The organism is ANME-2 cluster archaeon, from assembly GCA_019429385.1.
In the GTDB taxonomy this organism is placed as follows: domain Archaea; phylum Halobacteriota; class Methanosarcinia; order Methanosarcinales; family Methanocomedenaceae; genus Methanocomedens_B.
The window spans coordinates 17,378-40,325 of the sequence record JAHYIS010000002.1 but is presented as its reverse complement, the minus strand read 5'-3'; the positions used below and the strand labels follow the sequence as shown (position 1 = coordinate 40,325).

The following is a 22,948-nucleotide window of genomic DNA, read 5'->3' as shown; positions in this document are numbered from 1 at the left end:
TTCGCAGTTATTTATGACGAAAGCATTAAATTGGATTAAGCTATACAGGAAGTACCATTCCAAGGCGCACCGATGGTCTAGCGGCTATGACTTAGGCCTTCCAAGCCTACTACCCGGGTTCGAATCCCGGTCGGTGCACTTAACATTTACTTATACTGCTTTTTTCTGATGCTGTTTTTTGTGAAAATCTGTAAAATCGCATATACTTTTTAATGTACTTTTTTGTATTCGTCAAGTTTGCTTCTTTTCAGCTCGTTTTTCAGATCCGGGTATGAGTGTCAGGTTATTATTTAAGTAATTAATTACCTGCTACGGTGCAATACCAATATATGTCTGAAGTAAATATCCGGATAAGAATGTGCAGAGGGTTAAACGTGAAATACGTTGCTTACTACTTGTATTTCTCTTTTTTGATCACCGACGAAATCATTGAACCTGCTGTTTTCACGATCATGTACGCTCCGCCCACGATCAGCAATGTTACGGCCGGTATGCCAGCTGCGACAGATATTCCAGCACTGGCAAGCAGCGCCATATCGTGATTTATAAGAAAACGCGAAACTTTATCAAGAATTGAAGGTTCAATATCCACGGCGTCGGTCTCAAGTACGATCTTCCCCTGCTGGAACACTTTTATCCAGTTTGACTCTTCCGACACCAGAATGGCAGTTGATGAACGGTCATATTTAGTGAATCCTTTTGCGGCGGCATGTTTTGTCCCGAAGCCTAAAAGTGTTTCTGATTTCAATATCCTGCAGCCGTATGCAACCATTACTCCTTCAGGAGTAAAGATCACGGCCCCGTCAAGAGTTGCAAGTTTTTCTACCACCGAATCCATGCCTTCGCTCAGGAGGTTCCCTGAGAATTGTATCTGAGGATAATGAATATGGTAATTTCCCTCCACTCTTTCCGGCTCTGCTATAATGAGAAGAGCACCATACTTCTTTTTAGCCAGGTTTTTAGAAATATTAAGGAGTATTCCCATAACCTCTGGTTTTCTATCTGAGGTGTTGTCATTCATGGTATCCACGTATGGGAAAACACATTATACTGCAATATGTTATATGTTTTGGTTTTGGGACTATGCGTTGTAGTATGCCACTCAAGACCAGGCATTTCTCATTCATTTATTCATTCCCAGCTGCTACTCTTCCGGCACCTGACCAGCCGCCCATTCTCTGCGTTACTCTGCGCACTATGCGATTTGTAATTCATTGCACCCCAACTTTGACACTTAAAACTCCATTTTATCAATACTGACGAGAGTTGTGAAAGACGCTACTATCGGGTCAGGATGGCGAGATCCTGTGTGAATTCCTTTTACAGGTAATCGTTTAGCAGCATGCTTTTTGTTGGCAATAGTTATAATTAGGGTGAGTGGCCAAATAAATTAAGTGAGTCGACATACTTAAATAGTCAACACACATATATTGACGCATGTTCCTGCCAATAGATGAAAAGCAATTCAAGTTCTGGAAGCTGCGCCGGGACGGCCTTCCCAATATCAATATTGCACGCTCGTTCAATATTTCACGACAGGCAGTATCCAGGGCACTCATAAGCATGGATAAGCGAATTGAGGATACGTTGCTTGAGATGGCCCAGTCAAACCAGATAGAGATGGAAAGTATCAATGCTGAGCGGGGCATCCTGTTCGGGCATTCGATGCCGTTTGATGCCAATGCCATTATCTTTGTATCGGCAAAACATGGGGTGCAGGTGTGGTATGAACATGAAGGGGATTGTAATGCATGCACAAGGTATACGCAATGTATCGAATTGCTGTGGGATATTGCAGATGAAATGAAGGTCGAACTTGAGAAAACAGATGACCCCACACAACTTGCGGATGAACTGTTCGGGAAGTTGAGGGGATTGGCTTGACACTGGATTTTGGGCAGACGATACGGAAAATGATGGGATGGTGCCCACAAAAGGGTTTTGATCTTGCAGATACCAGAAGAGAAAAACATGGACTGTATGGTGAGAAATTTCATGAAATGGCTCCTCATGCCGTAAAAGGGATAACTCCTGGAGAGAAACTTATTATTGATTATCTGGAATTCAATGTTGTGAGTATTGGTATAATTCTGTTTTCAATTGTTATGGCAATAATCATTTTGTTCATTTCCGCTTTTTTTGTGCCAATACTCAGAAATTTCGTTCGTATTATTTTTTCTATCGGATTTTTATTTGTAATTTTTTTACTGATGTATGCCAAACGAAAAAATGCAGAACTTACCGCAGATTCGATAATTGTCAATAGACCATTTCACAAGCCTGTGGTAATTCCAAAAGACAATATCCTGAAAACTGAAGTGGTAAGGAACTACAACCATTTGGTTCGGTGGATAATTCCTCTCTTGGTACTATTTTGGCTGGCATTTTCAATGACACATATTACAGAGGTGTCATCTCAATACTTTGCTGGCAATTATTCGTTGTTGGATGCCAGTTCTACTGTTTTGCTAAATATTGGAGTTATATCAGCATATATCTCGATATATTTCATGGGTAAAAAGAAATCAACGTATCGTAATGCACTTAAAATCACTGCAAAACTGAAAAATGAAGTATCCCTTCACGTTTATGTTGATAACCCGCAGAAGTTGAAAAATAAACTGGAGGTGAACCATTGACATTCAACCTCGAAACTATACGGAAAATGATGGGATGGTGCCCGAATGTAACTCAATCGAGATATAGATTGAGGGAGCATGTCGATTTTGAAAATATTCCGCAGATTTCATCTGGTCGAACGAATGTTGAAAAATGTAAATCTGATAATATTTTGTTCTCTGCTAACTCAGCCATCTTCACTTTTTGCTTAATTATGAGCTTGAACATTGTTTTGATGTTGGGCCGGAGTCTGGAATATGCAGTATTGATCCCAATTCTCGTGTTAATGTATTCTTTACTGTATTTCCTTCAAGTAAAAATGTTACAGGCAGGTATTTCTATTGATGAAAACGGTATAAATTTAAAATCATTCGAACTGAGAAATATCTTACTAAACTACAATGACATAAAATCAGTTCAAACATTCAAATTCAAAAAACCTTCAAATTTACTAATAGCAATCATGTTTTTAATTCTTGCTGCATTTCTTGTTTTTTCAGTTATTACCGGGGAATGGAAAGTGATTGTATCAATTGCCCCTATGTTGCCGTGGTATTTGCTCATAAAACAACACGAGAAACCTGATCTTGATACACAATTGTATATCGAATCCAGTAAAAAAAAGTGGTATCGATTCTCACCGTATTATTCGGTCATAACAGACCAGGTGACTGCGGCTGGGATAGAGGATGCAATTGAAAAGTACCGGGGGGAAGAGTAAAATGGTGTCTTTTGAAAGTATCAAAAGAATGATGGGCTGGTGCCCGCAGGAAAGGATCGTTTATAAATCGGATAATGTGTTCTCTTCAGGGAATGCCTATCACACAAGAATTACGACCCATGGTGAAAATGCTCAGTATATGTACATACCGGTCCAGATGTTTGACTGGCGTATCTTTGCTGTACTGTTCGGCTCTATCAGCCTATTGGTAATTGGCATTCAGTGGTCGGATATGTATGTTATTCTCGTATCGCTTTTGCTCTATGCATTACTTTTCATATTCGACCGCACCAAAATATCTGTATCCGGGGATATGTTGATGATACGAACACCGATATTAGGTACGAAATTGATTCCTGTAAGTGATATTGATACTGTTAGATCAGGTGAAAATTATGCATTCAAACATAGAATGCGAAGTTTGATTCTACTGGTACTGTTTATTTTAATTTCGCTGACAGATGTCTCAATTATGAATGTGATGTATAGGATAGCAACATTATTGTTGGTCTATGTGATATATGGCGCTTTGAGAATATCCCGTTATCCAGAGGTCATATTGATACGTTCCGGGGGCAGGAATATAGGTTTCTATCCACGCAATGAACATGATTTTTTGATGTTGAAAAGCATTGCTCCTGAGAAGCTGGAGTAAATTGGTGGGAATAATGATTGCTTTGATCGAAAATATACGCAAGGTCATGGGCTGGTGCCCGCGAAAGGATTTCGGGTTTATGCAAGCTAGTGATACAAAGTACAAAACAGATATGCATGATTTTTATACCGGATTTGGCGATACGCAAAAAAAGCGGCGGGAAAAGGTGCTTGTGGACGTCCCGGTTCTGGATTCAGGTATGATACGAATATTCCTCCCGGTCGTGATTGCAGGATTCATATTAATGATCATTGACAATCATTATTCAATCCTTGATCTTTTTATTATCTTCGCATACTACCTGGCCCTCTTACTGGTGGTGCTTCAAAATCGCACGACGGTAGAATGTCAACGGCGGTTAAAAAGTACCCATTATAACTATTAACATTCCAAGAAATATGGCGAACAATATTGATTTATTTTTGTTCATTGAAGCAAACCCATTTTTTTAATATCATCATTATAGATGCTTTCTGTAATGTACAAATAAAACCGTACCAATCAAAATCATTAAAGTGCCAGTGGCTCCCATAAACGGAATTCCTGGTTCACGTTTCAATGTCGCATCCATTGTCCAGTGCACAATCTCATCCGTTGTATTACCATACACTACAAACCTCTCATCAAAAGTCTCCCCCTTGAACTCTAAAGCCCATAGTTCATCACTATAGCCTGTTATGATCTCAGTATGATTTACTTCACCCACGGTAACGCCGATTTCGGCCGCCTTCTGTCGTGCCAGTCCAATGGCATCTGCCTTCAAGCGAACCGGACCTGAGAGAAGCAACACGGGCTGCTCAAATTCGGTGTAATCATACCCGCTTGTCGTGCAGTCCAGCACATTACCAAAATCCCATTTTTCAGTGTTCATAAGGATGCTGACTTCATATGGTCCGTTTATCTGGTTATCGCGAATTCTCCCACCTTCAAAATTAATCGCAACCACCTGTACGGTTTCATTCAGGTAAACTATCATAGATGTAAACTCTATTGTCTGGAAACGGGCCACAGTCTCCCCATTTTCCTCATACGTGCCCAGCGGTACGTACAAATCACCTGTGAACCGATACCAGCCGGGTGCAGTGGTGCGTGCATTCAATTCCAGGATCAGGTAATCGTATAGACCGTCCCCATCCATGTCAAGCCCATGGTCAAATGTTGGCACAATGAACTCAACAGGGCTTGGAGGGTAGTCCACAATCTTATCCTCAGAATTGCCCTCGATTAGTGCTCGCTCTCTGGCAGCCAGTTCTTGTAACACAGCATCCCTGTCAGATAGCGGGTGTTTTCCAGGTTGACCGAACACAACTGCGAACCTGTTCTCATTGATATTTACATCTTTTAGCATCAAGATCATAGACTCATTTACCGTGAAGGAGGCTTCATCGCTTTCAATCCCGGTATCTATCGTTCCAACATCTGTTTGAACGGTAATCAAATTCTTAGGCGTTGGATTCTTTAACCATTCAACAACTTCGATTGTTACAATAGTGTGATAGGAAAAGGACTGGACATCCGTTACTGTTCCGACAATGATCCTGTCGGATTCGTTTATTTGGAATGGTATTTCGTATGCCTCTTTGATTAATACGGCTGCTGCGGTGTTTGCTGATGCTAACATAAGTACAAGAGCAAACATTATGTGTATTTGTTTCATATTGCTAATTTTTTTAATCACAGTCTTCCACCTCATATATTTCGAAATCCACCACTCATTGGCACGTTCTGCCCTTCAAATCCTTCTTATACACAAGGAAGTAATACAGCACAGCTCCAATAAAATGCACGAAGAATATGGCAAGGCACCATATCAGTTTATCATATTCACCACCGGTCGGGAACCGTTCCCTCGGTCTCTGCAGACAATCTATCAGCATTAATATCCAGAAGCCAAAAGCTACTACAATAAGAATTATGTAGATAACGAAAAATACTACGGATAATCCCATCAATATCGGTTCAATCATTTTTCAGTGTTAAATACCATACCTGAACTCAGGTTCTCAATCCGCCTGGCCATTACAATATTGCCTTCTATACCAATTTTTTTTCCATTATACCATTTTCCCAGGATTTTGAGGTTGTCATTTTTTGAAACAAGACATATCCCGGGACATATCACCATAATATTAGCTCCTTCATGTTTTACTGAAAAAATGCTCTCATATTTTCCCCACACACCACCAAACACGAGAAAGAACGGTACTCCAATAAACGAAGTCGTTTTTTCACAAATCCTGGAATCAGTGGTTGCTTCTGTGTCAACTCCTGTTTCTTCAGTACTATTACTTGAATCTTTTTTTAAAGGATTTGCCGGCCATAACAAAATAATAATAAACGCAATGACCAGGACCAACGTTATCAGTGCACCAGAGCCCAATGAAATCATATCAACAGTGAAATTTAATCCCAATATTACTAATGTTGCAGAAAATCCAATTACCAATAAGACCCATAACTTTGCATCCATTTCATCCTCTCCTCTTCAATTCCCACTCCAAACCTCGACAACTTCCCGCTTATCCATATCCACCAGCGCAGACACCGAACTATCCTTCCATGTCACGCTGAGCAGGGTCTTGGGAGTATAGAACTTCTCTGCAGTTTCCGGCAGTATCCGTTTCACAGACGGTGTGCTGTATACATTCGTACCTGCCGCAAAAGTGGCTGCAATATTTTCATTTTGCATAGCTATACCGATAGCCTCATTCCGCACAGGTTCAGGTATCGCTTCAAGCAGGTAACCCACACGTATCAAAGCCCCATCACGATAGGTAAAATCATACAGGTCGGGATAGGGGGAACTCGATGACACTGCTAAAACATGGATACGAACCCTGTCATTATCCCGGGATGCGCTGAGTGTAACATTGCTGTAGTGCACACCTGAATAGGGAATTACTTCCTGCACGATTCTCGCCTCGATTGCTTTACTTTCACCCGGCACAGTGCCGGCCCAGGCGATATCATATTCAGGAGACAGGGTATCGGTACCTGTGATACATCCTGCCCCGGCAGTCAACAGTAGTACAATAAAAACAATAGTCGGTATTTTCAATAAAATGTTCATATAAACCATCCAAAAAAATAGGGACAGGCGCATAGCGCCTGTAGTAACGGTCTATTCAGATGACCCTATCGTAATCGTATAACTGAACATCTCCACATTCATCGGGAGTACCTTGAGTGTCCAGTCACCTACCGCACCGGGTGTCGTAACTAATTCAGAATAACCGGTCTGAACTTCCTGGTATATTCCCTCGCCATCCATCTCCCATGGCGGGAATTTAGACATGCCAAGGTTCACTGAACCGCTGTAGGTTGTCTTGATCAGGGTCATTTCAACCTCATCACCAGATGGATTGATAAGTGTCATATCAAAGGAAATGTCCTTATCTTCCAGGGTGTTTGAATCGGTACCCATCCATATATCATAGCTATACTTTTGCGAGTTCAATTCAATGGTAATAGGAGCATCAATGCGTGCAGTAAAACTCTTCTCATATGGAGTTGAGGGTTGTGTCCACACCATGAAGTTCATCTGGACCTGTCCTTCCCATTCATGGATGGAGGGGTCATCGATATTGAGGTCAATAGCTCCGTTGTAACTGCCTTTAGCATCATCCGGAACTTCCAGATGGATATTGACAATCGCAGTTTCACCTGCTTTTATTACGGACGGCGCAGTAATGGTAATTGCATCATCTTCAAAAGCCGGGGTCATCCTACCATATGGACCATAGCTATACATCATATACCTATCGTTGTCGGCTATCTTCGGGTCGATTGAAATATCACCGTCAGCAATGTTCTTGAGTTTGATCTCAAAATCGTAATCCTGTCCGGTTTCAACTCGGCTACTTATGTAGGTGGTCTGTATCTGGATTTTTGGCGGTGTCCATACATTGAGGGATAATTGCATAGTATTGAAGTATTGCGGATATGGCGTGGGATAGAGTGTTGGCATCATATCATCTGTGAATGCGATCTGTGTGCCATAATATCCTATATCAGCATCTGCAGGGATATTTACTTTAATCGTAAATTCCTGTTTTGAATCCGGTGCAATATCTGCACTGGCAGGAGTTATAGTAACCCAGCTTTCTTCGAATAGATTTTCACTATATGGTTGCATTGCAACAAATGGCGCGACAGTAACAGTTTTGTTGTCCTTGTTCGTCACAGTCACGGTGACCTTATCACTCTCTCCTAATTTTATCTGTATGTCAGATTAACTCGGTTTTATCTGGAGTTTTGAAAACTCAATATCCGAATTGTAAATATCAAAATCAACCATCTTTTCTTCGATCACCATTGGCATAGGGACTGGAATTGCAGCAGCTGCATTGGAAACTCCCAGCATGCTTATAAAAAGCAGTCCAAGTACCAGTATGGTATTTATTTGTTTATTCATCATTTCTTCCTCCCTTTAAGGTATAATCTCATCACACGTATTAAATATTTATGTAAACTGCGGATTCATTCGTAGTTATCCATGTCTAAAATCTCACTACATGGACTCTGCGATCATTATCAATTCCTCTTTATCAAGTGAAGCTGATAGTGTTATTTGAATATCATTAATATTCCATTGAAGCATTTTGCTCTCACCAAATATCGTGATAAGTTTACCCTCAACACCATGTATCATTACACTTTCACTATTGCCCATTATTGATGACTCCTGCATTCCACCTTCATAGACAACCTCAGAAATCCCCAGGAATTCATCACCATTTCTATAGGTCAGGGAAACCACTTCTGACATTCCATCCATTATGATCGCATTGTCAAATTCATAACCATCAGGGAGATAGGAAGGCACCAATATCTCAAATGTAGCCTGTTCCTGTGCTTCTTCAAGTGTCATCCTCTGTGGCAGCACCATTTCGTCCATGGTCTGTATCTTTGCCCCTTCAGGTATTTCAAACCGGAATTCTTCGTCTGGTATGCCGGTGTTGATCTGGAAATTTCTATATTCTGCAGATAATGCAGGATTCCCATCAGCATCTTTCATTTCCATTTTGAGTGGCATCCATGTTTCTTTATCTATCCACATTTCCATGTTCCCAAACAAGTCCATGTCGTTTCCATCTTTTGATGCCATCTTAATTACATAAGCAGTCCTGCCATCGAATTTTTCAACACCCTTGAGTGAGAAATCACTTTCATTTAACATCATCTCAACAAGCTGCTGGTAATCCAGCTCGTTTTGCCCGGAAATTTCTGGTAGTTCCATTGTCATGACAGTATTTTGTTGTGGAGAATATATCCACATGGTACTGCCGTCAGAAACCATTACAGTTCCTGCTGTTTCAGCCGGTTGTTTCTGAATTGATTTGTATTTGTTCGGTTTTTTAAACATCGTATATGCTTCCATCACCTGTTCCTGTCCATTAAATGACATTGTCATGTACATCGTGTACGAGTAGTCTTCAATACTGTCCTGTTTTTCCTGCATTTTATCAGCTATCTGCTCAGCAGTAAGATTATCATCCACACATCCTGTTACAAGTATGGACAAACATATCAGTAGCAACAAAAGTATTTTGTATATTTTCGATAGTGTCATTTTGAATCTCCTATTTTTATTAAATATCTCAAATATTTTACTTATTATTCTATTAGTAATTCATACATATTCCATAAATAATAAGATTGTATTGTAATTCATATACTAATTAAATCTTTCAAATTAGTAAGTTAGGAAAACAAAAAATATAATCGCATTAGAACTAATATTCAGCCATAATTATATTGCCGTTATTAATTATTTCATTGAATTGAAAAAAATTGTTAATATCTGATTGATATTTTCGTAAAACTAATGCTATACGTAGCAAATTATAATACCACGAGATAATGTAGTAAATGAAATAAGATTTTACCCGAGGTCGTATTTCCCAGACTAAACAAAGTTACTCTGCATATTGTGATATGCTTTGGAGTAGAAATATTCAATAATTTCAGGTTTCATTGTTTCCGGGTCTTTGAAGGTAAGCTGCTGCAGGAAAGCCAAGCAGGGATGGAAGCCAGAATGAGAACAGGCGGTAGATAAGGATTACCACTACTACTACAGGATCAGGTATTCCAACTCCTGTATACATTGCAGCCATAGTACCTTCGACAACTCCAACTCCGCCAGGGATTAAAAAAGCCATTTTTCCCAGCAACATAGGCATTCCGTAGCCAGCTAACAACACACCAGGTCCTACACGATAACCGGCTGCAATAAAGAGGAAATATAAGGTAAGAATATCAAAACCTACGTTCATACCTGCCCCCAGAAGCGGACGCTGCCAGCCTCTGTCGGATAACGTATCCCAGGCTTTGAACAGTCGATCCATTGTATTTTCAGTTTCAGTTGATTTATTTGGTTTCTTATTTATCCGGGCCCACCATCCTGTTATCCGTATCGCCAGTGATGTAAGATGCGAGCGGTGTTGAAGACCCCATACTATTAAACCGATGAACATAAGCAACAGCAGCATGATAAGGATAAAAATGATGGTTTGTGAGGTTGGAAGCTGACGTATGATAAGTAAATAGACCAGACCTGAAAATGTCACGAATAGTAAAATTATATTGTTCAATATCACTGGTAACGTGCCTGCCAACCCCGCACCTTCTACACTGACACCCTTTTTGCGTACCCATCGATAAGTGGCCGCAGTATTGCCTAATACGCCTCCGGCCACCAGGCCAATGCTGGATGCAGCAAGAGTAATAATTATTCCAAAAAAGATGGACATGCGCTGGTGAACGATTGCCACTATCGAATGCAACAGGTAACCACTGCCCAGGTAACTGAACATCTGTGCTATAATGGCCAAACCTACCGCCCATAGAGCCATTGATTCAATTACTTTAAGTGAATATTCCAGGGACGTGAGCTGGGGGAGGATAAGATGCACAGCCAGGCCCAGTATGATCAACCGTGGTAGGTAGCGACCTATCCGTACCGTCAATGGAGGAATGAAATTAGGTTGCGAAGATTTCCTGGTGGTTCCGTTCATCAATAGTAAATCCTGTATTTTATCTGATTGTCCTGTGTTTCGTTATTCTTGTAATACATAAAATATAAGATTATGTACCAAACCACATTGGTGAGGCAGTCTCATTTTCAAATATCCACGAGCAAATCAGCAAGGTACAATCCCTGTTCATTCCATTGCAGTACTTCAGATAAGTCCCTTTAATACGAGATTGCACTGTCCCTGACAAATGAATGCATAATTTTACTTGAGCTTTGTATCTCGTATTCTGGCAGTAGTTTAGGGAGTTCGTCTCTCAAATAAAAATGATTGTCAAAATGTCCATGTTCACAGCTAAAAAATATACCTTAATGAGATCCAAAATGAGTGGGTATCCCCCTGCCTGAACAAGAGGTTACCCCACACGAAAAACCGCTAACCTTTGCTCACTTTACGAACAGCTCACCCTTTCCGCCGACGACCACATCGCCCACGTACTTGGTGAACTCCACACCGTCAACAGCCTCGATACCTTCACGCTGGTACACGGGCATCATATTCTCTACCGTGCCTTTCACGATAATAGTGCCCTTGATCATCTCGCTGCCAGGCATAGTGGTATTGCCCTCAATGACGATCTTGCCGCCCTTGTTGGACAAACCCGGCATGATACCGGCATTGCCCTTAATGACAATCTCGCCGCCGCACATATGCTCGCCTACAAAATCATTGGCATTGCCGAACACTGTTATCTTACCGCCGCGCATGCCGCAGGGTTCACCCCTGTATCCGGCACCCACGTAGAAGGCCGCATTGCCCTGGACATTTATCTCGCCGCCGGTCATCTCCTGGCCTACCCAGGAATCTGCATTGCCTTTGATGGTTATGATGCCACCGCGCATCTTTGCGCCGCATCTCATATCCACATCACCAGTGATCAGGATCCGGCCACCGGTCATACTTTCACCGATGCGCTTGACGCGGGGCACATTGCCGTTTATCTCTATCTTTACATCATCTGCTGTCTCGGCACTGCCATCAACCTTGATGTCAAATAACTCTGAAAGAGGTCTTGGTGTGTTGCCTTCGTATGCCACCAGTGCGCCAATTTCATCAGCGCTCTTGCCTGCAAAATTATCAGGGGATATTTTTTCACCCTCAACAGAGATCTTGAACTGCTCTTTTGGTACTAAAGTAACTGTTTGCATCCTTAACACCTCCTTTACTTGTACTCCGTATCAACAACGACCGGATGCTCAACATACTCATCCTGGACCATGTAATTGGCCATGTTCACGGAATAATAGTTCCTGAACTTCAACTTCAGGTCTTCCATCATCCTGTCGTACCCGCCATTGTCTACCTTTGTCCTTACCCAATAGGTCCTGCCCATAGGTGTGGCAGTTATCTCACCATCCTTAGCAACGACCACACCGCCTTTGATGGTATAAGCAGAGCGTCTGAAAGCCGCTTCCACCCTATTATATTCGGTAGTTGCGTCGGTCTGGTCCGGCTTGATATCATAAATAGCAATATCTGCATCAGCACCAACACCCAGATGACCTTTGCCGTTCTCTACGATACCAAGCACCTTGGCATGTGCGGCCCTGGTCTTGATAGCGATGTCGTACCAATCCAGTTCCCTGTCAATACCTGCAATACTGGTTCGCTCAAAAGTCTTTTCCGCAATCTTGGACATAGCCTCCTCACGCTTCTTCTTACTCATCAGCAGGGTCATGACCTGCGGATAGTTAACATAAGGTCCACCGTTGGGGTGGTCGGTGGTCATCAGCACCTGCCACGGGTCCTTAGTCAACAGGGCCAGTTCAAGTCCTATGGCCCACATGATGCCATTCACATAATTTTGTGCGTGATATTCCAGTGGTGTGACACCCGATGAGTCTTCCAGTTCCACATCACCATTTGACCATCTGGATTTCAGCAGCCTGGCATTGGCGTACTGTACCGGACCGTCTGCGGTCATAGTAGTGGCACTACCGAATATCAACTGCCCCATATCAATGGTCAGGAAATCATTCTTGTTCAGGTAATCTGCAATGGCATCCGACTTGGATTCCATATCGCCCCAGTGGTTGCCGCCCCATGCATTGAACTGTACATGGGTCACGTGCAAAGCCTGCCTGTCCCTGCTCGCTTTAATATCCTTGCAGATGTCGAAACTGGCCAGAGTGGTCTCGTAATTGCCTGGCTTGCCCAGATTGTTGCAATGCAGGTGGATACTATGAGGCAGGTTCATCTTCTCGTTGACCTCTGCCAGGTTCCTGATAATCTGCCGGGGCGTTACTTCGAAATTTGGCACCGTATCGTCCAAACCAGACACGTTCTTGCCGAAACCCCATGCTTCACCGCCGCCAGGATTCACTATCTTCACACCCCACCCACGGGATGCCAGCAGTCCCCAGGCCACGTATGCAGCCAGCCTGTCCTGGTCGTTCTCGCGAATGGCATCCATAACCATCCAGTTGCTTCCGAACAGTGTCAGGCCACCTTTATCGATGATGGGTATCTCTTCCAGTTCCTCATGGGTATGTCGTGCCTTCAGGATGGGGATGGCAGCCTCAAAAGCTGTGGTATATCCCATCTCAGCATACCGGTATCCCATTGCATACACGTTTGGTACAGTATATCCTGTATAGGGACGGGTAAGTTTTGTCCGCGCTTTGATGCCCAGTCGTGAATCCTCAGGTCTCATGACACGACCTATGTTCACTTTACTACCCGCAATATGAGTATGTGCATCCACACCACCCGGGTAGACCAGACGTCCACCCGCATCAATGATCTGGGCGCTGTTGCCGACGCTGTCCACAATTTTGCCGTTTCTCACGGCGACATCCATCAGATCCCCATTGACGCTATTGATAGGATCATATACAGTTGCATTCTTTATCAGCATTTCACTCATGATGAAGCCCCCTTTATTTCCCTTACTTTTGCAATTATTTTGTCAAGCACCTCTTCATCAGATGGGAAGTCCACATCCACCAGTTTGCGCATCCTCAGGCTTACACCGTCCATCCTGTAGGCAGTGCCTTCCAGTTCAACGCCGGATACCTTTGTTGGTATCACAATGTTTGCCATTTCCGTGGTCGGGTTGTGGAATGGGTCAACCTGTATCACCGGTACCTTACCCATCCGTGCAATGGACTGGGCAGGGAAATGTGCTCCTGCGTCCCCGGCAATGATGAATGCAGCATCGATCTCTTCCCGCATCAGCAGGTCATTGGAACAGGTCTCGCCCGGATTATAGTAGGGATAACCTCTTGACATATCTACGGCATTGATAAAACCGGTCTCCCATGCACATACATTGCCAAAACCCGTCACATTATAATGGCCTCGCATGGGAATGATGCTGTGCTTACCATGAGCATTTAACTCGGTGATGAGGGATACAGCATTATCGATGTTCTTGTACTTACCCCGGCTCTGGGTCAGACCCATGCCGAAATAGACAATACCGAACTTTGCAGCCTTCATGGTCTCGGCCACTTCTGCCAGCTTCTCCTTTGGTACTCCACCAACAGTATCCGGGACCACATCGCCCTTACCAGCCACAATGGCCCGAAGGGCAGATAGCACCATATAGTCCTCGCCCGGCTTCACCTGTACATACTCATCAGCCAGGTTGGCAGTATCGGTCTTTCTTACATCAAAGACCACTACCTTCCGTGACCTGCGTCCTTTGTTTGCGAAAAAACCTTTATTGAACACCGAATATCGTCCCATGTGCCTGGGATGTGCCTGTACCGGGTTGCAGCCCCAGAATACCACTACATCGGCCCTGTTGGCGAACTGGCCCAGGGTACCGGTTGGCAATCCTTTCTCATGGACACCCAGGGCAGATGGCCCGTGACACACGCTGGCTGTATTATCAATGATGCCGCCTACTTCCTCGGTGAGCAGGATGCCTTTTTTCATCATCTCGCACAGGCCATTGGCCCAGCCGTATAATAACGGGCGTTTGGATTTAGCAAGAATCCTGGCAGACTCGTTAATGGCCTCTTCATAGGATACTTCCCTGAACTCGCCATTTTTATCATCCCGCATCATGGGTGCCTTTATCCTGTCATGGCCCCGGATTTTGCTCGCACCTATCTTGCAGGCGTGTTTTACGTCAACTACTTTATTATTCTCCACTTCCACTGCCAGGTCATCACACAAACAACCGCAAAAAGGACAGAGCACGTCTTTGATTATCATATTTTATCCTCCCTCATTTCAACCGGGCCATGAGTTGTTGCATGGTCGGTGCCGTATCGCTCGATGGATTAACAACTGCAGGAATTCCTTTATATCCGGGCATACCGCACCCGCAAGTATTCGGGTCGACCACTGCATTGGCCCAGGGTCCCATTGGTATGAAAATAAGTCCGTCAGGATTACCTTCACATATCTTAAGCGGTACGACCACACTGCCAAAATCAGTGGTGACCTTGACATTATTACCTGGTTTGACACCGAGCTTTCCCGCATCTGCGGAGTTCATCTCACAATACCCTGCGGCATCAAAATATGCCTTTGAAGTCTTATTTTCCAGGTTACACCCCTGGTCAACTGTTCTTCCTGAAATAAAAGTTGCCTTCAAATCCATTTACTTCCCTCGTCTGAATGTATTATTACCTAAACTTTGATTACCCTGATATCCAGGCCCTACAAGGAGGCCACTATCCCTATATCTGGTCATCTACTTACTTATTTAAAAAGGATGTGTTTTGTTCCGGTCGTTCCGTTTTGGATGTGGGTCAGAACATCTCCAGTTCGGTCCCTGCTTTCCTCTCGATCGCTCTTCGATAGATCAGGTCGGCAGTTACCACATCCTGGATAGCAAGACCGGTAGAATCGAAAACTGTTATCTCGGCGTCACTTTCCCGTCCTGGTTTCTTACCGCTGACAACCTGGCCCAGTTCAGCATATATCTCTTCAACAGAAAAGATGCCTTTGGAGATGGGTACATTCACTTCTCCCGAATGAGAAGCCTGGGCCACGGCATCCACTACCACTTTTGCTTTTTTCAGGATCATAGGGTCCAGTTCTTCCTTACCGGCTGCGTCCGCACCAATAGCATTGATATGAGTTCCGGCTTTGATCCATTCAGCCTTGATTAGCGGACTTGTTACAGGAGTGGTTGTTACCAGGATATCGCAGTTGCAGGCTTGTGAGGTATCGGCACATGTTATTATATCTATCCCGGTTTTTAACTCCATATCGGTTTTAAAAGCTTCCATCGAATTCCTGGATGTATCAAATATCCGTACAAGCTCAATGTCCCGTACTGCCGTGAGGGCCTGAAGCTGTGTCCTGGCCTGCCGCCCCAGTCCTATCATACCCACAATTTTGGAATCTTTTCTTGAAAGATATTTGGCTGCAACACCTCCTGCTGCTCCTGTGCGCAGGTCGGTAAGCGTAGTGCCATCCATCACTGCCAGTGGAGCCCCTGTTTCAGTTGAGTTCAGTACCATTAATGCCATGACCGTGGGCAGTCCGCGTGCAGGATTATCAGGATGCACGTTCACCAGTTTAACCCCGGCTATGTCAGGTCCTTCAAGATACCCCGGCATGGCACGCAGGTCACCGTTATGTGCCTTAAAATCCAGGTACATTTTCGGGGGCATCTGCACCCTGTCCAGACCATGCTCCCTGAAAGCGACTTCAACTGCCGGGATTACATCATAAATGTTCACCAGTTCTTCAACTTCTCTTTTCGTCAGCCAGAGTATGTTTACTTTCATATAATGCAACCTCAGAATTTATTATGCTACGAACTTCCATAAAAGTTATTATAGTTTCCTTTTACTCATCAAATTCAAGGGTATCCCCAATAGTGATGTCATGTGCTTCTATTGCGCCCTGGTGCATTTCAATCAGATATTTCACACCTTTCACCTGTTTATGGCCCAACCATGGCTTCAACGTACCGGTACCGATTACCTTTTTTCCTTCATCGAGGAATATGACGTCGATGGCAAAAAAGACAAATAACATATGTACGCCAACAGTCATCGGTTTTCGCAGTTTGAATACCATTGCAAAATCCGGTGTTATATCCTTATGGAACATCAGGCCAAGTGCACGGCTGAAAATGTTATTAGCATACCTGACCTCCCTGGCAAGGATTGTACCATTATCCTTTAATATCATCAGTAGTAACAATACGTAGAGATAAATATAATAATGTACGAGTAGTAATCGTGATATCGGAGGAACCAACCAAGAAATGAGTTCAGAAATGTGTGTCGTTTGCGGACTTCCCGAAGAGCTTTGCATCTGTGAAGAGGTCGCAAAAGAACAACAAAGAATTACTGTTAAAATAAATCGAAGACGATATGGTAAAGAAGTAACGGTCATAGACGGACTTGATCCTCATGAAATCGACCTGCACGAACTTACCACACACCTGAAATCCAAATTCGCCTGTGGCGGCACTGTAAAAGATAATGCGATCGAATTGCAGGGCAACCATAAAAACCGGATGAAGGACGTTCTTGTTAAAAAGGGATTTTCTCCAGACCAGATAAAAGTGTGAATAATCTCACACTACTGCCTCTGTTTTTCTATCTCTGTGTATTTGCTTATTTGGCAAATTATATGGGTCTTGAGATATATGACTGACTATGCGAGGTGAATGGTAATTGGTTAATATATACATGGACAATAGTGCTACGACCAGACCTGACCCTGAGGTCGTAAGTGCCATGCTACCTTATTTTAACGAGTATTTTGGAAATGCGTCCAGCCTTCATTCATTCGGGCAGGAAGCCGCAGGGGCATTGAACCGGTCCAGGCAGCACGTAGCTGACCTGATAGGGGCTCAACCGGACGAGGTTATTTTCACATCAGGAGGTACCGAATCCGATAACCTGGCACTGAAAGGCATAGCCTACCTGAACAAAAATAAAGGCAAGCATATTATTACGTCTGTTATTGAACATCCTGCAATACTCAATACCTGCAAGAACCTGCAGGAGAACGGATTTACAGTAACCTACCTGCCTGTGGACGACCAGGGACTTGTCGACCCAGGTGATGTCGAGGATGCCATTAAAAGCGATACTATAATAATATCTGTGATGCATGCCAACAACGAGATAGGCAGCATCCAGCCGATCGAAGATATTTCCAGGCTTGCGCATGAGAAGGGTGTGCTGGTGCATACTGATGCCGTGCAGTCCGTGGGAAAGATACCGGTGAATGTTGATGACCTTGGGGTGGATATGCTGTCATTGTCCGCACACAAGATACATGGCCCAAAAGGTGTGGGCGCATTATATGTACGCAAGGGTACCCGGTTGGAAAGTCTGATACATGGAGGGGGGCACGAGCGGGGTAAACGTTCCGGTACAGAGAACATTCCCGGCATTGTCGGTCTTGCAAAGGCGGCAGAACTGGCAGCCCGGAGGCTGGAAAAAGATTCGGCTCACATGGCTAACCTCAGGAATGCTGCTATTACAAAGATCCTTGACTCTATCCCGGATTCATACCTCAACGGACATCCCACGATGCGTCTGCCAAACAACGTGCATCTCAGGTTCAGTTATGTAGAAGGTGAATCCATGCTGATGCTGCTAAACATGAAAGGTGTGGCCGTTTCAACGGGTTCGGCTTGTTCGTCCAAATCACTGGAACCATCCCATGTCCTTACTGCACTTGGCATCCCGCCCGAACAGATACATGGCAGCCTGAGGATTACTCTGGGGCGCGAGAACACCATGGATGAAGTGGATTATGTAGTTGAGAACCTGGTTGAGATCGTGAAAAAACTCAGGGCCATGTCACCTATTACCCCAAAAAACTGAATCACATGGATTATATATATCTTTAAAAATAAGTTGGTATAAATGTATAGCGAAAAAGTAATGGAACACTTTTCAAACCCAAGGAACGTTGGTGAGATAGAAGATGCTGACGGAATTGGTGAAGTGGGAAATCCTGTATGCGGGGATATGATGACCATATACATCAAGGTGAATGATGGGAAACTTACTGATGTGAAGTTCAAGACCTTTGGTTGCGGTGCGGCAATAGCCACCAGCAGTATGATAACTGAACTGGCAAAAGGAAAGACCATAGAAGAAGCTCTGGAAATAAGCCGTGAAGATGTGGCTGAATCCCTGGATGGGCTGCCTCCTGTTAAAATGCACTGTTCCAACCTGGCTGCCGATGGATTGCACGCAGCTATTGAAGATTACCTGAATAAAAGTAGATCAACCTGAATTATTAAAGTAAAGACAATTGCATATACGATTGCAAAACCGAAGGACAAACCAAAGCCAAAGCAAGAGGATTATAAAATATGAGACCTCCCTGTGAAATAATGGTGCAGAAGGTATTACCTGCAATAAGAGCTGAACTGGCACGTATCATGATGCAGGAACTGGATATGCCCCAGCAGGAAATAGCCAGGCGGTTGGCTGTATCCAAGGCTGCCGTATCCCAATATGCCAGTGCTAAACGAGGTGCAGATACAGATTTTTCTGATGATATCAAGAAAGACATCAGGGTATTTGCCGATGCTGTTGCTACAGGTGATGATACTGCCAGGCTGATAGAGGAGTTCTGTGATATCTGTAAGAATATCCAGACGTCAGGATGGCTTTACCGGGAAAACCATGGCTCGCCAGAGTTCGTTCATGAAGACTGTACACACTGCATGAAAGCAAGAACAGACTAATAGGATTACCGCTCGTTTTTATGGCTTGTTTTGAGCCAATTTTTATTGCTCTTTTAGTATCTTCCAGCTGGCAACCATACGATGAATTACGGTCAGGTGGGAAAGTATTGCTACAATAAGGACTGTCCAGTTCAGGAGCCCTGAAAACGCGCCAAAAATAATCAACAACATCCTCTCTGCACGCTCGGCCACCCCGACTTTCAATTCTCCGGTACCGGCTGCCTCCGCCCTTGCCCGTGAATAACTGACCAGCAATGACCCGACAAGGGCAACAGCTCCCAGTATCCATTCATTCTCTACATAGGGCGGTATTGCCGATTGTCCTCCCCACATTATACCCAAAAATACCACTGCGTCAGCATACCGGTCAGAAACAGAATCCAGCATGCCACCGAATTTTGTTACCCTGCCGTTCTCCCTTGCCACGGCTCCGTCCAGCACATCAAAGAACCCGCCCACCAAGAGCATTATTCCTGCCAGTATTACCTTACCTGTGGCAAAATACCAACCGGCAGCCACACAGAATAGTAAAGCAAGGATAGTAACGGTATTGGGATTGACCATAATGAACAATCGTGCAATGGGTTTCACCCAGCCGGTCAGTGTGTCTTTTCTCTTATTGAGCAATGCCTGTTTCACTCCATACTGACATGTTTACTCTTATGCTATCCTGAACATCGTATTTATCCATCGTTTATCCAGTTGGTGCAGCAACCTCATAGAGCCGGCCAGGAGCAAAATGCCCAGTCCTGCAATGCAAAAAGCTGCGACAGTGCTATCAATTGGGTAATAGAATGATAAAAGTGTTTGTATTACCAGTATGGGCACCACTGCCAGTGAGAATTGTACCAGTATCCTGGCGTCCAGCAGGTAACTGTTCGTGAACAGGCCGGTCAGGTATGCCACTACTGAACCAATATATACTGACACTGTGAGCATGATGAAAAGTCCCAAAACCAGGAGGTCAAGTTCGTGTTTCAGGTAGCCGACTACGATAAGATACGGGACTGCCACAATGACCGTTAACGTAAAGAAAAGTATCAGTTTGGTACGGATAACGTGGGGCATGGACAATGGCAGGGAATTGTAGCATTCTGATATATCGATGTTGGACAGCCAGCTGTACAGCAGGGTACAGAAAAAGCCTACCATGCCTGCATAAAAGAGCAGGGAAAAGCCCAGGTCGATCAGTATGACCGATTCAATGAACCAGGTGACTGCATACAGGAATACCAGTGGCATAAGGAAGGTGAACACCACAGGGAATATCATGCCACTGCGGAGCAGGTCGATGATATCTTTTGCGAGCACGGGAGCGTAACCGGATACCAGTGTAATGACCATTCTGACGGTCTTGCGGTACATTTCGGGGGATGAGCGCTGGTGGGGCGATGGCGCTTCCTTTACTAATATGAAGGATATGGCTGCAAACAGTATTACTGTTGCCAGTATTCCCATCATGAGGATTGGAGAACGGGTGTGGTAGAATACCAGAGAGGGAAGAGCCCTGGAGATGCTACTGGCAGTGAACCCGGCCGTGACCATATATGTGCCTCCTGCTGCCGATATTATGAGGATTGGAAGTGTGCCCCAGCGGACCGATATCGTGAACAGCAGTACACTGGTGCTGATGCCCAGCAGGAATGATATTGTGAGAGAGATGAATATGAATAGCAGGGACGTCAATGAAATGGATACAAAGACCGACGCCAGTGCCAGACCCACTATCATGGGCAGTATCGTGAGAAGGATATAGTACAGGACATCCTTGATATAGAACAAAAAGAACAACCTGCGATGGCGTATTGGAAGGGTATAGCCGCTCCCAAGCAGCAAGCTTATGCTGCCGAAACGGCGCTCAAGGATACGGTCTCCGAAGAGTGCGAATCCGCCCACGCCCAGTCCGTAGAACAGCATAATCCAATGGACCGCCAGTAACATATCATTCATTTCCACGGCCCTGCGCAGCATGGGCAGGCTGAGGCCCATGATAAATGTGAACAGTATCAATACCACGGATGATGTCAGGAAATATGAGCGGTTAAAGAAGGATGCCTGGAGCCTGAACTCTTCCCTGAACATCAAAGTGAGAATCTTCGCATCAAGCATTGTTTTACCTCTATCCCGATACCAGGCGTACGAATATCTGTTCCAGGTCCTCAATGTTACCGCTGTCACCAGGGTCACCTTTTTCAATGTTGTCACCGCTGGGTTTGCTTTGCAGTTCATTCAGACTGCCTACGGCCACCAGTTTTCCCTTGTCTATGATACCAACCCTGGTGCAGAGTTTTTCTGCCAGCTCCAGTATGTGGGTGCTGAGGAATACCGTGCCGCCTCCTTTGACGAAATCAATCAGCCAGTCCTTCAATTTCCTCTGGATAAGGGGATCAAGGTCCAGGAATGGTTCGTCCATGAATAACATTCTTGGTTCATGGAGCAAAGCCGCCGAGATGGTGGTCTTTTTCTTCATGCCCTTGGACAAACTCATGCATAGAGTAGTACGCCTCTCTTCCAGGCCGAAGAACTTTATCCATGTATCAACCCTACCATCATCAGGCAATCCCCTGACCGCGGCCACAAAATGCAGGTACTCTTCAACTGACAGGAAGCTGGGCGGGTATTCGAGCTCTGGTACGATACCGATGGCCGCTTTGACGGCAATGGGGTCGGTATTGGTATCTATACCCAATACCTGCGCAGTACCCGACGAGGGGGGTAGTTGTCCGCTTAGCATCTGAAGGGTTGTGGTCTTGCCGGCGCCATTGGGGCCAATGAAACCGAAGAATTCACCTGCTTTTACCTCAAGGTCAAGGTTATCAACGGCTGTCAGTTCTCCAAATCGTTTTGTGAGGTTATGCACCTCGATAGGTATCAAATTACCACCTGAGTATTTCAGTTGTAATATGATTATGACAATAAGTATCCTTAAATCTTTTCAGGGCACGTGTACATTTTTTGGTAATTATTTCGAATTGCAATGAACATAATTTATTTAGGGTCTTCACCTAACTATAGTTCTGCGAGGCTGTTCCTAATCCTGATATGTTATCGAAATCTGTGAAAGTCTTCACCTAACTATAGTCCTGCGAGGCATTGTAACGTCTTTTTACCCGGAATACCAGCTGAAATGGTTATCCCTATTAAAAGTACAGTCAAAGAGTAGTACTTTTTGACATATCTCATCGCATATTGATGCAACTTGGCATAGAGTACGAATTCTAAGCCAATTTGAATACTTCTTCAATCATTGATCTTATTGGTTTGCGTTCTATCCAATTTTTAATGAG

The 22,948-nt window shown here is 44.2% G+C and carries 27 protein-coding genes and 1 tRNA gene; 10 read left to right on the top strand and 18 right to left on the bottom strand.

Going from position 1 to position 22,948, the window contains the following annotated elements; translation table 11 throughout:
- Window positions 1-66: 66 nt before the first annotated feature.
- Window positions 67-138, top strand: a tRNA-Gly gene (locus tag K0A89_01140).
- 253 nt (window positions 139-391) lie between these two features.
- Here the strand turns inward: K0A89_01140 and K0A89_01135 are convergent.
- Window positions 392-1,021: a DNA integrity scanning protein DisA nucleotide-binding domain protein gene (locus tag K0A89_01135; GenBank protein ID MBW6517095.1), complete on the bottom strand. Its 630-nt coding sequence runs from the start codon at window positions 1,019-1,021 to the stop codon at window positions 392-394.
- Window positions 1,022-1,437: 416 nt separating this feature from the next.
- Between K0A89_01135 and K0A89_01130 the strand changes: the two genes are divergently transcribed.
- Genes K0A89_01130 through K0A89_01110 form a run of 5 tightly spaced genes read left to right on the top strand, consistent with a single transcriptional unit; the run spans window position 1,438 to window position 4,380 of the window.
- Window positions 1,438-1,884 (top strand): hypothetical protein, encoded by a 447-nt coding sequence (locus K0A89_01130; protein ID MBW6517094.1) that lies wholly within the window; start codon window positions 1,438-1,440, stop codon window positions 1,882-1,884.
- Complete coding sequence (locus K0A89_01125; GenBank protein ID MBW6517093.1) at window positions 1,881-2,639, top strand: DUF1673 domain-containing protein; 759 nt, start codon at window positions 1,881-1,883, stop codon at window positions 2,637-2,639. The genes K0A89_01130 and K0A89_01125 overlap by 4 nt, the downstream gene beginning before the upstream one ends.
- Window positions 2,636-3,340, top strand: coding sequence for a DUF1673 domain-containing protein (locus K0A89_01120; GenBank protein MBW6517092.1), 705 nt, complete (start codon window positions 2,636-2,638; stop codon window positions 3,338-3,340). The genes K0A89_01125 and K0A89_01120 overlap by 4 nt, the downstream gene beginning before the upstream one ends.
- 1 nt (window position 3,341) lies before the next feature.
- Window positions 3,342-3,995 carry a hypothetical protein gene (locus tag K0A89_01115; GenBank protein ID MBW6517091.1) on the top strand — a complete coding sequence of 218 codons (654 nt, stop codon included), beginning with the start codon at window positions 3,342-3,344 and terminating at the stop codon, window positions 3,993-3,995.
- A gap of 13 nt (window positions 3,996-4,008) precedes the next feature.
- Entirely contained in the window at window positions 4,009-4,380 is a 372-nt protein-coding gene (locus K0A89_01110; GenBank protein MBW6517090.1) for a hypothetical protein, read from the top strand.
- Between the two features lie 75 nt (window positions 4,381-4,455).
- Here the strand turns inward: K0A89_01110 and K0A89_01105 are convergent, their stop codons facing one another.
- The 14 genes from K0A89_01105 to K0A89_01040 all read right to left on the bottom strand — a co-directional run bounded on the left by K0A89_01105 (window position 4,456) and on the right by K0A89_01040 (window position 17,131).
- Window positions 4,456-5,652: a hypothetical protein gene (locus K0A89_01105; protein ID MBW6517089.1), complete on the bottom strand. Its 1,197-nt coding sequence runs from the start codon at window positions 5,650-5,652 to the stop codon at window positions 4,456-4,458.
- A gap of 55 nt (window positions 5,653-5,707) precedes the next feature.
- Window positions 5,708-5,962, bottom strand: a complete 255-nt coding sequence (locus tag K0A89_01100) for a PLDc N-terminal domain-containing protein (GenBank protein ID MBW6517088.1) — start codon at window positions 5,960-5,962, stop codon at window positions 5,708-5,710.
- The gene (locus K0A89_01095; GenBank protein MBW6517087.1) at window positions 5,959-6,321 is read right to left on the bottom strand and encodes a hypothetical protein; all 363 of its coding nucleotides are present in this window, start codon (window positions 6,319-6,321) and stop codon (window positions 5,959-5,961) included. The genes K0A89_01100 and K0A89_01095 overlap by 4 nt, the downstream gene beginning before the upstream one ends.
- 159 nt (window positions 6,322-6,480) lie before the next feature.
- Window positions 6,481-7,065 carry a hypothetical protein gene (locus K0A89_01090; GenBank protein ID MBW6517086.1) on the bottom strand — a complete coding sequence of 195 codons (585 nt, stop codon included), beginning with the start codon at window positions 7,063-7,065 and terminating at the stop codon, window positions 6,481-6,483.
- Between the two features lie 51 nt (window positions 7,066-7,116).
- Window positions 7,117-8,184, bottom strand: a complete 1,068-nt coding sequence (locus tag K0A89_01085; protein ID MBW6517085.1) for a hypothetical protein — start codon at window positions 8,182-8,184, stop codon at window positions 7,117-7,119.
- Between the two features lie 42 nt (window positions 8,185-8,226).
- Window positions 8,227-8,409, bottom strand: a complete 183-nt coding sequence (locus K0A89_01080; protein ID MBW6517084.1) for a hypothetical protein — start codon at window positions 8,407-8,409, stop codon at window positions 8,227-8,229.
- Between the two features lie 96 nt (window positions 8,410-8,505).
- Entirely contained in the window at window positions 8,506-9,567 is a 1,062-nt protein-coding gene (locus K0A89_01075; protein MBW6517083.1) for a DUF4367 domain-containing protein, read from the bottom strand.
- 394 nt (window positions 9,568-9,961) lie between these two features.
- Window positions 9,962-11,011, bottom strand: a complete 1,050-nt coding sequence (locus K0A89_01070; protein MBW6517082.1) for a YbhN family protein — start codon at window positions 11,009-11,011, stop codon at window positions 9,962-9,964.
- Between the two features lie 404 nt (window positions 11,012-11,415).
- Window positions 11,416-12,177 (bottom strand): formylmethanofuran dehydrogenase subunit C, encoded by a 762-nt coding sequence (locus tag K0A89_01065; protein MBW6517081.1) that lies wholly within the window; start codon window positions 12,175-12,177, stop codon window positions 11,416-11,418.
- A gap of 14 nt (window positions 12,178-12,191) precedes the next feature.
- The gene (locus K0A89_01060; GenBank protein MBW6517080.1) at window positions 12,192-13,895 is read right to left on the bottom strand and encodes a formylmethanofuran dehydrogenase subunit A; all 1,704 of its coding nucleotides are present in this window, start codon (window positions 13,893-13,895) and stop codon (window positions 12,192-12,194) included.
- Window positions 13,892-15,193: a formylmethanofuran dehydrogenase subunit B gene (locus tag K0A89_01055; protein ID MBW6517079.1), complete on the bottom strand. Its 1,302-nt coding sequence runs from the start codon at window positions 15,191-15,193 to the stop codon at window positions 13,892-13,894. Before K0A89_01055 ends, K0A89_01060 begins: the two co-directional genes overlap by 4 nt.
- A gap of 13 nt (window positions 15,194-15,206) precedes the next feature.
- On the bottom strand, window positions 15,207-15,584 hold the full coding sequence (locus tag K0A89_01050) for a tRNA CCA-pyrophosphorylase (protein MBW6517078.1): 378 nt from the start codon (window positions 15,582-15,584) through the stop codon (window positions 15,207-15,209).
- A gap of 151 nt (window positions 15,585-15,735) precedes the next feature.
- Window positions 15,736-16,722 carry an alanine dehydrogenase gene (gene ala / locus K0A89_01045; GenBank protein MBW6517077.1) on the bottom strand — a complete coding sequence of 329 codons (987 nt, stop codon included), beginning with the start codon at window positions 16,720-16,722 and terminating at the stop codon, window positions 15,736-15,738.
- Window positions 16,723-16,783: 61 nt separating this feature from the next.
- Entirely contained in the window at window positions 16,784-17,131 is a 348-nt protein-coding gene (locus K0A89_01040; protein MBW6517076.1) for a DUF192 domain-containing protein, read from the bottom strand.
- Between the two features lie 76 nt (window positions 17,132-17,207).
- Between K0A89_01040 and yciH the strand changes: the two genes are divergently transcribed.
- From yciH to K0A89_01020, 4 genes are all read left to right on the top strand, one after another.
- Window positions 17,208-17,516 (top strand): stress response translation initiation inhibitor YciH, encoded by a 309-nt coding sequence (gene yciH, locus K0A89_01035; protein MBW6517075.1) that lies wholly within the window; start codon window positions 17,208-17,210, stop codon window positions 17,514-17,516.
- Between the two features lie 121 nt (window positions 17,517-17,637).
- Entirely contained in the window at window positions 17,638-18,786 is a 1,149-nt protein-coding gene (gene nifS, locus K0A89_01030) for a cysteine desulfurase NifS (protein ID MBW6517074.1), read from the top strand.
- 42 nt (window positions 18,787-18,828) lie between these two features.
- On the top strand, window positions 18,829-19,203 hold the full coding sequence (gene nifU, locus K0A89_01025; GenBank protein ID MBW6517073.1) for a Fe-S cluster assembly scaffold protein NifU: 375 nt from the start codon (window positions 18,829-18,831) through the stop codon (window positions 19,201-19,203).
- 80 nt (window positions 19,204-19,283) lie between these two features.
- Window positions 19,284-19,661 carry a transcriptional regulator gene (locus K0A89_01020; protein ID MBW6517072.1) on the top strand — a complete coding sequence of 126 codons (378 nt, stop codon included), beginning with the start codon at window positions 19,284-19,286 and terminating at the stop codon, window positions 19,659-19,661.
- 42 nt (window positions 19,662-19,703) lie between these two features.
- Here K0A89_01020 and K0A89_01015 read toward each other — a convergent pair whose 3' ends face one another.
- The 3 genes from K0A89_01015 to K0A89_01005 all read right to left on the bottom strand — a co-directional run bounded on the left by K0A89_01015 (window position 19,704) and on the right by K0A89_01005 (window position 22,536).
- Window positions 19,704-20,225, bottom strand: a complete 522-nt coding sequence (locus K0A89_01015) for a CDP-alcohol phosphatidyltransferase family protein (protein MBW6517071.1) — start codon at window positions 20,223-20,225, stop codon at window positions 19,704-19,706.
- Window positions 20,226-20,321: 96 nt separating this feature from the next.
- Entirely contained in the window at window positions 20,322-21,770 is a 1,449-nt protein-coding gene (locus tag K0A89_01010; protein ID MBW6517070.1) for a hypothetical protein, read from the bottom strand.
- Between the two features lie 10 nt (window positions 21,771-21,780).
- Entirely contained in the window at window positions 21,781-22,536 is a 756-nt protein-coding gene (locus K0A89_01005) for an ABC transporter ATP-binding protein (GenBank protein MBW6517069.1), read from the bottom strand.
- Window positions 22,537-22,948: the final 412 nt, after the last annotated feature.

What these genes read in the sequence shown, in the direction of transcription:
- K0A89_01055 (MBW6517079.1), bottom strand. Translation starts at nt 15,193, where the DNA reads ATGATAATCAAAGACGTGCTCTGTCCTTTTTGCGGTTGTTTGTGTGAT.
- K0A89_01115 (MBW6517091.1), top strand. Translation starts at nt 3,342, where the DNA reads ATGGTGTCTTTTGAAAGTATCAAAAGAATGATGGGCTGGTGCCCGCAG.
- K0A89_01130 (MBW6517094.1), top strand. Translation starts at nt 1,438, where the DNA reads ATGTTCCTGCCAATAGATGAAAAGCAATTCAAGTTCTGGAAGCTGCGC.
- K0A89_01050 (MBW6517078.1), bottom strand. Translation starts at nt 15,584, where the DNA reads ATGGATTTGAAGGCAACTTTTATTTCAGGAAGAACAGTTGACCAGGGG.
- yciH (MBW6517075.1), top strand. Translation starts at nt 17,208, where the DNA reads ATGAGTTCAGAAATGTGTGTCGTTTGCGGACTTCCCGAAGAGCTTTGC.
- K0A89_01020 (MBW6517072.1), top strand. Translation starts at nt 19,284, where the DNA reads ATGAGACCTCCCTGTGAAATAATGGTGCAGAAGGTATTACCTGCAATA.
- K0A89_01105 (MBW6517089.1), bottom strand. Translation starts at nt 5,652, where the DNA reads ATGAAACAAATACACATAATGTTTGCTCTTGTACTTATGTTAGCATCA.
- K0A89_01040 (MBW6517076.1), bottom strand. Translation starts at nt 17,131, where the DNA reads ATGATATTAAAGGATAATGGTACAATCCTTGCCAGGGAGGTCAGGTAT.
- K0A89_01080 (MBW6517084.1), bottom strand. Translation starts at nt 8,409, where the DNA reads ATGAATAAACAAATAAATACCATACTGGTACTTGGACTGCTTTTTATA.
- K0A89_01100 (MBW6517088.1), bottom strand. Translation starts at nt 5,962, where the DNA reads ATGATTGAACCGATATTGATGGGATTATCCGTAGTATTTTTCGTTATC.
- K0A89_01015 (MBW6517071.1), bottom strand. Translation starts at nt 20,225, where the DNA reads ATGGTCAATCCCAATACCGTTACTATCCTTGCTTTACTATTCTGTGTG.
- K0A89_01110 (MBW6517090.1), top strand. Translation starts at nt 4,009, where the DNA reads ATGATTGCTTTGATCGAAAATATACGCAAGGTCATGGGCTGGTGCCCG.
- K0A89_01060 (MBW6517080.1), bottom strand. Translation starts at nt 13,895, where the DNA reads ATGAGTGAAATGCTGATAAAGAATGCAACTGTATATGATCCTATCAAT.
- K0A89_01070 (MBW6517082.1), bottom strand. Translation starts at nt 11,011, where the DNA reads ATGAACGGAACCACCAGGAAATCTTCGCAACCTAATTTCATTCCTCCA.
- K0A89_01090 (MBW6517086.1), bottom strand. Translation starts at nt 7,065, where the DNA reads ATGAACATTTTATTGAAAATACCGACTATTGTTTTTATTGTACTACTG.
- K0A89_01075 (MBW6517083.1), bottom strand. Translation starts at nt 9,567, where the DNA reads ATGACACTATCGAAAATATACAAAATACTTTTGTTGCTACTGATATGT.
- nifS (MBW6517074.1), top strand. Translation starts at nt 17,638, where the DNA reads ATGGACAATAGTGCTACGACCAGACCTGACCCTGAGGTCGTAAGTGCC.
- ala (MBW6517077.1), bottom strand. Translation starts at nt 16,722, where the DNA reads ATGAAAGTAAACATACTCTGGCTGACGAAAAGAGAAGTTGAAGAACTG.
- K0A89_01135 (MBW6517095.1), bottom strand. Translation starts at nt 1,021, where the DNA reads ATGAATGACAACACCTCAGATAGAAAACCAGAGGTTATGGGAATACTC.
- K0A89_01065 (MBW6517081.1), bottom strand. Translation starts at nt 12,177, where the DNA reads ATGCAAACAGTTACTTTAGTACCAAAAGAGCAGTTCAAGATCTCTGTT.
- nifU (MBW6517073.1), top strand. Translation starts at nt 18,829, where the DNA reads ATGTATAGCGAAAAAGTAATGGAACACTTTTCAAACCCAAGGAACGTT.
- K0A89_01010 (MBW6517070.1), bottom strand. Translation starts at nt 21,770, where the DNA reads ATGCTTGATGCGAAGATTCTCACTTTGATGTTCAGGGAAGAGTTCAGG.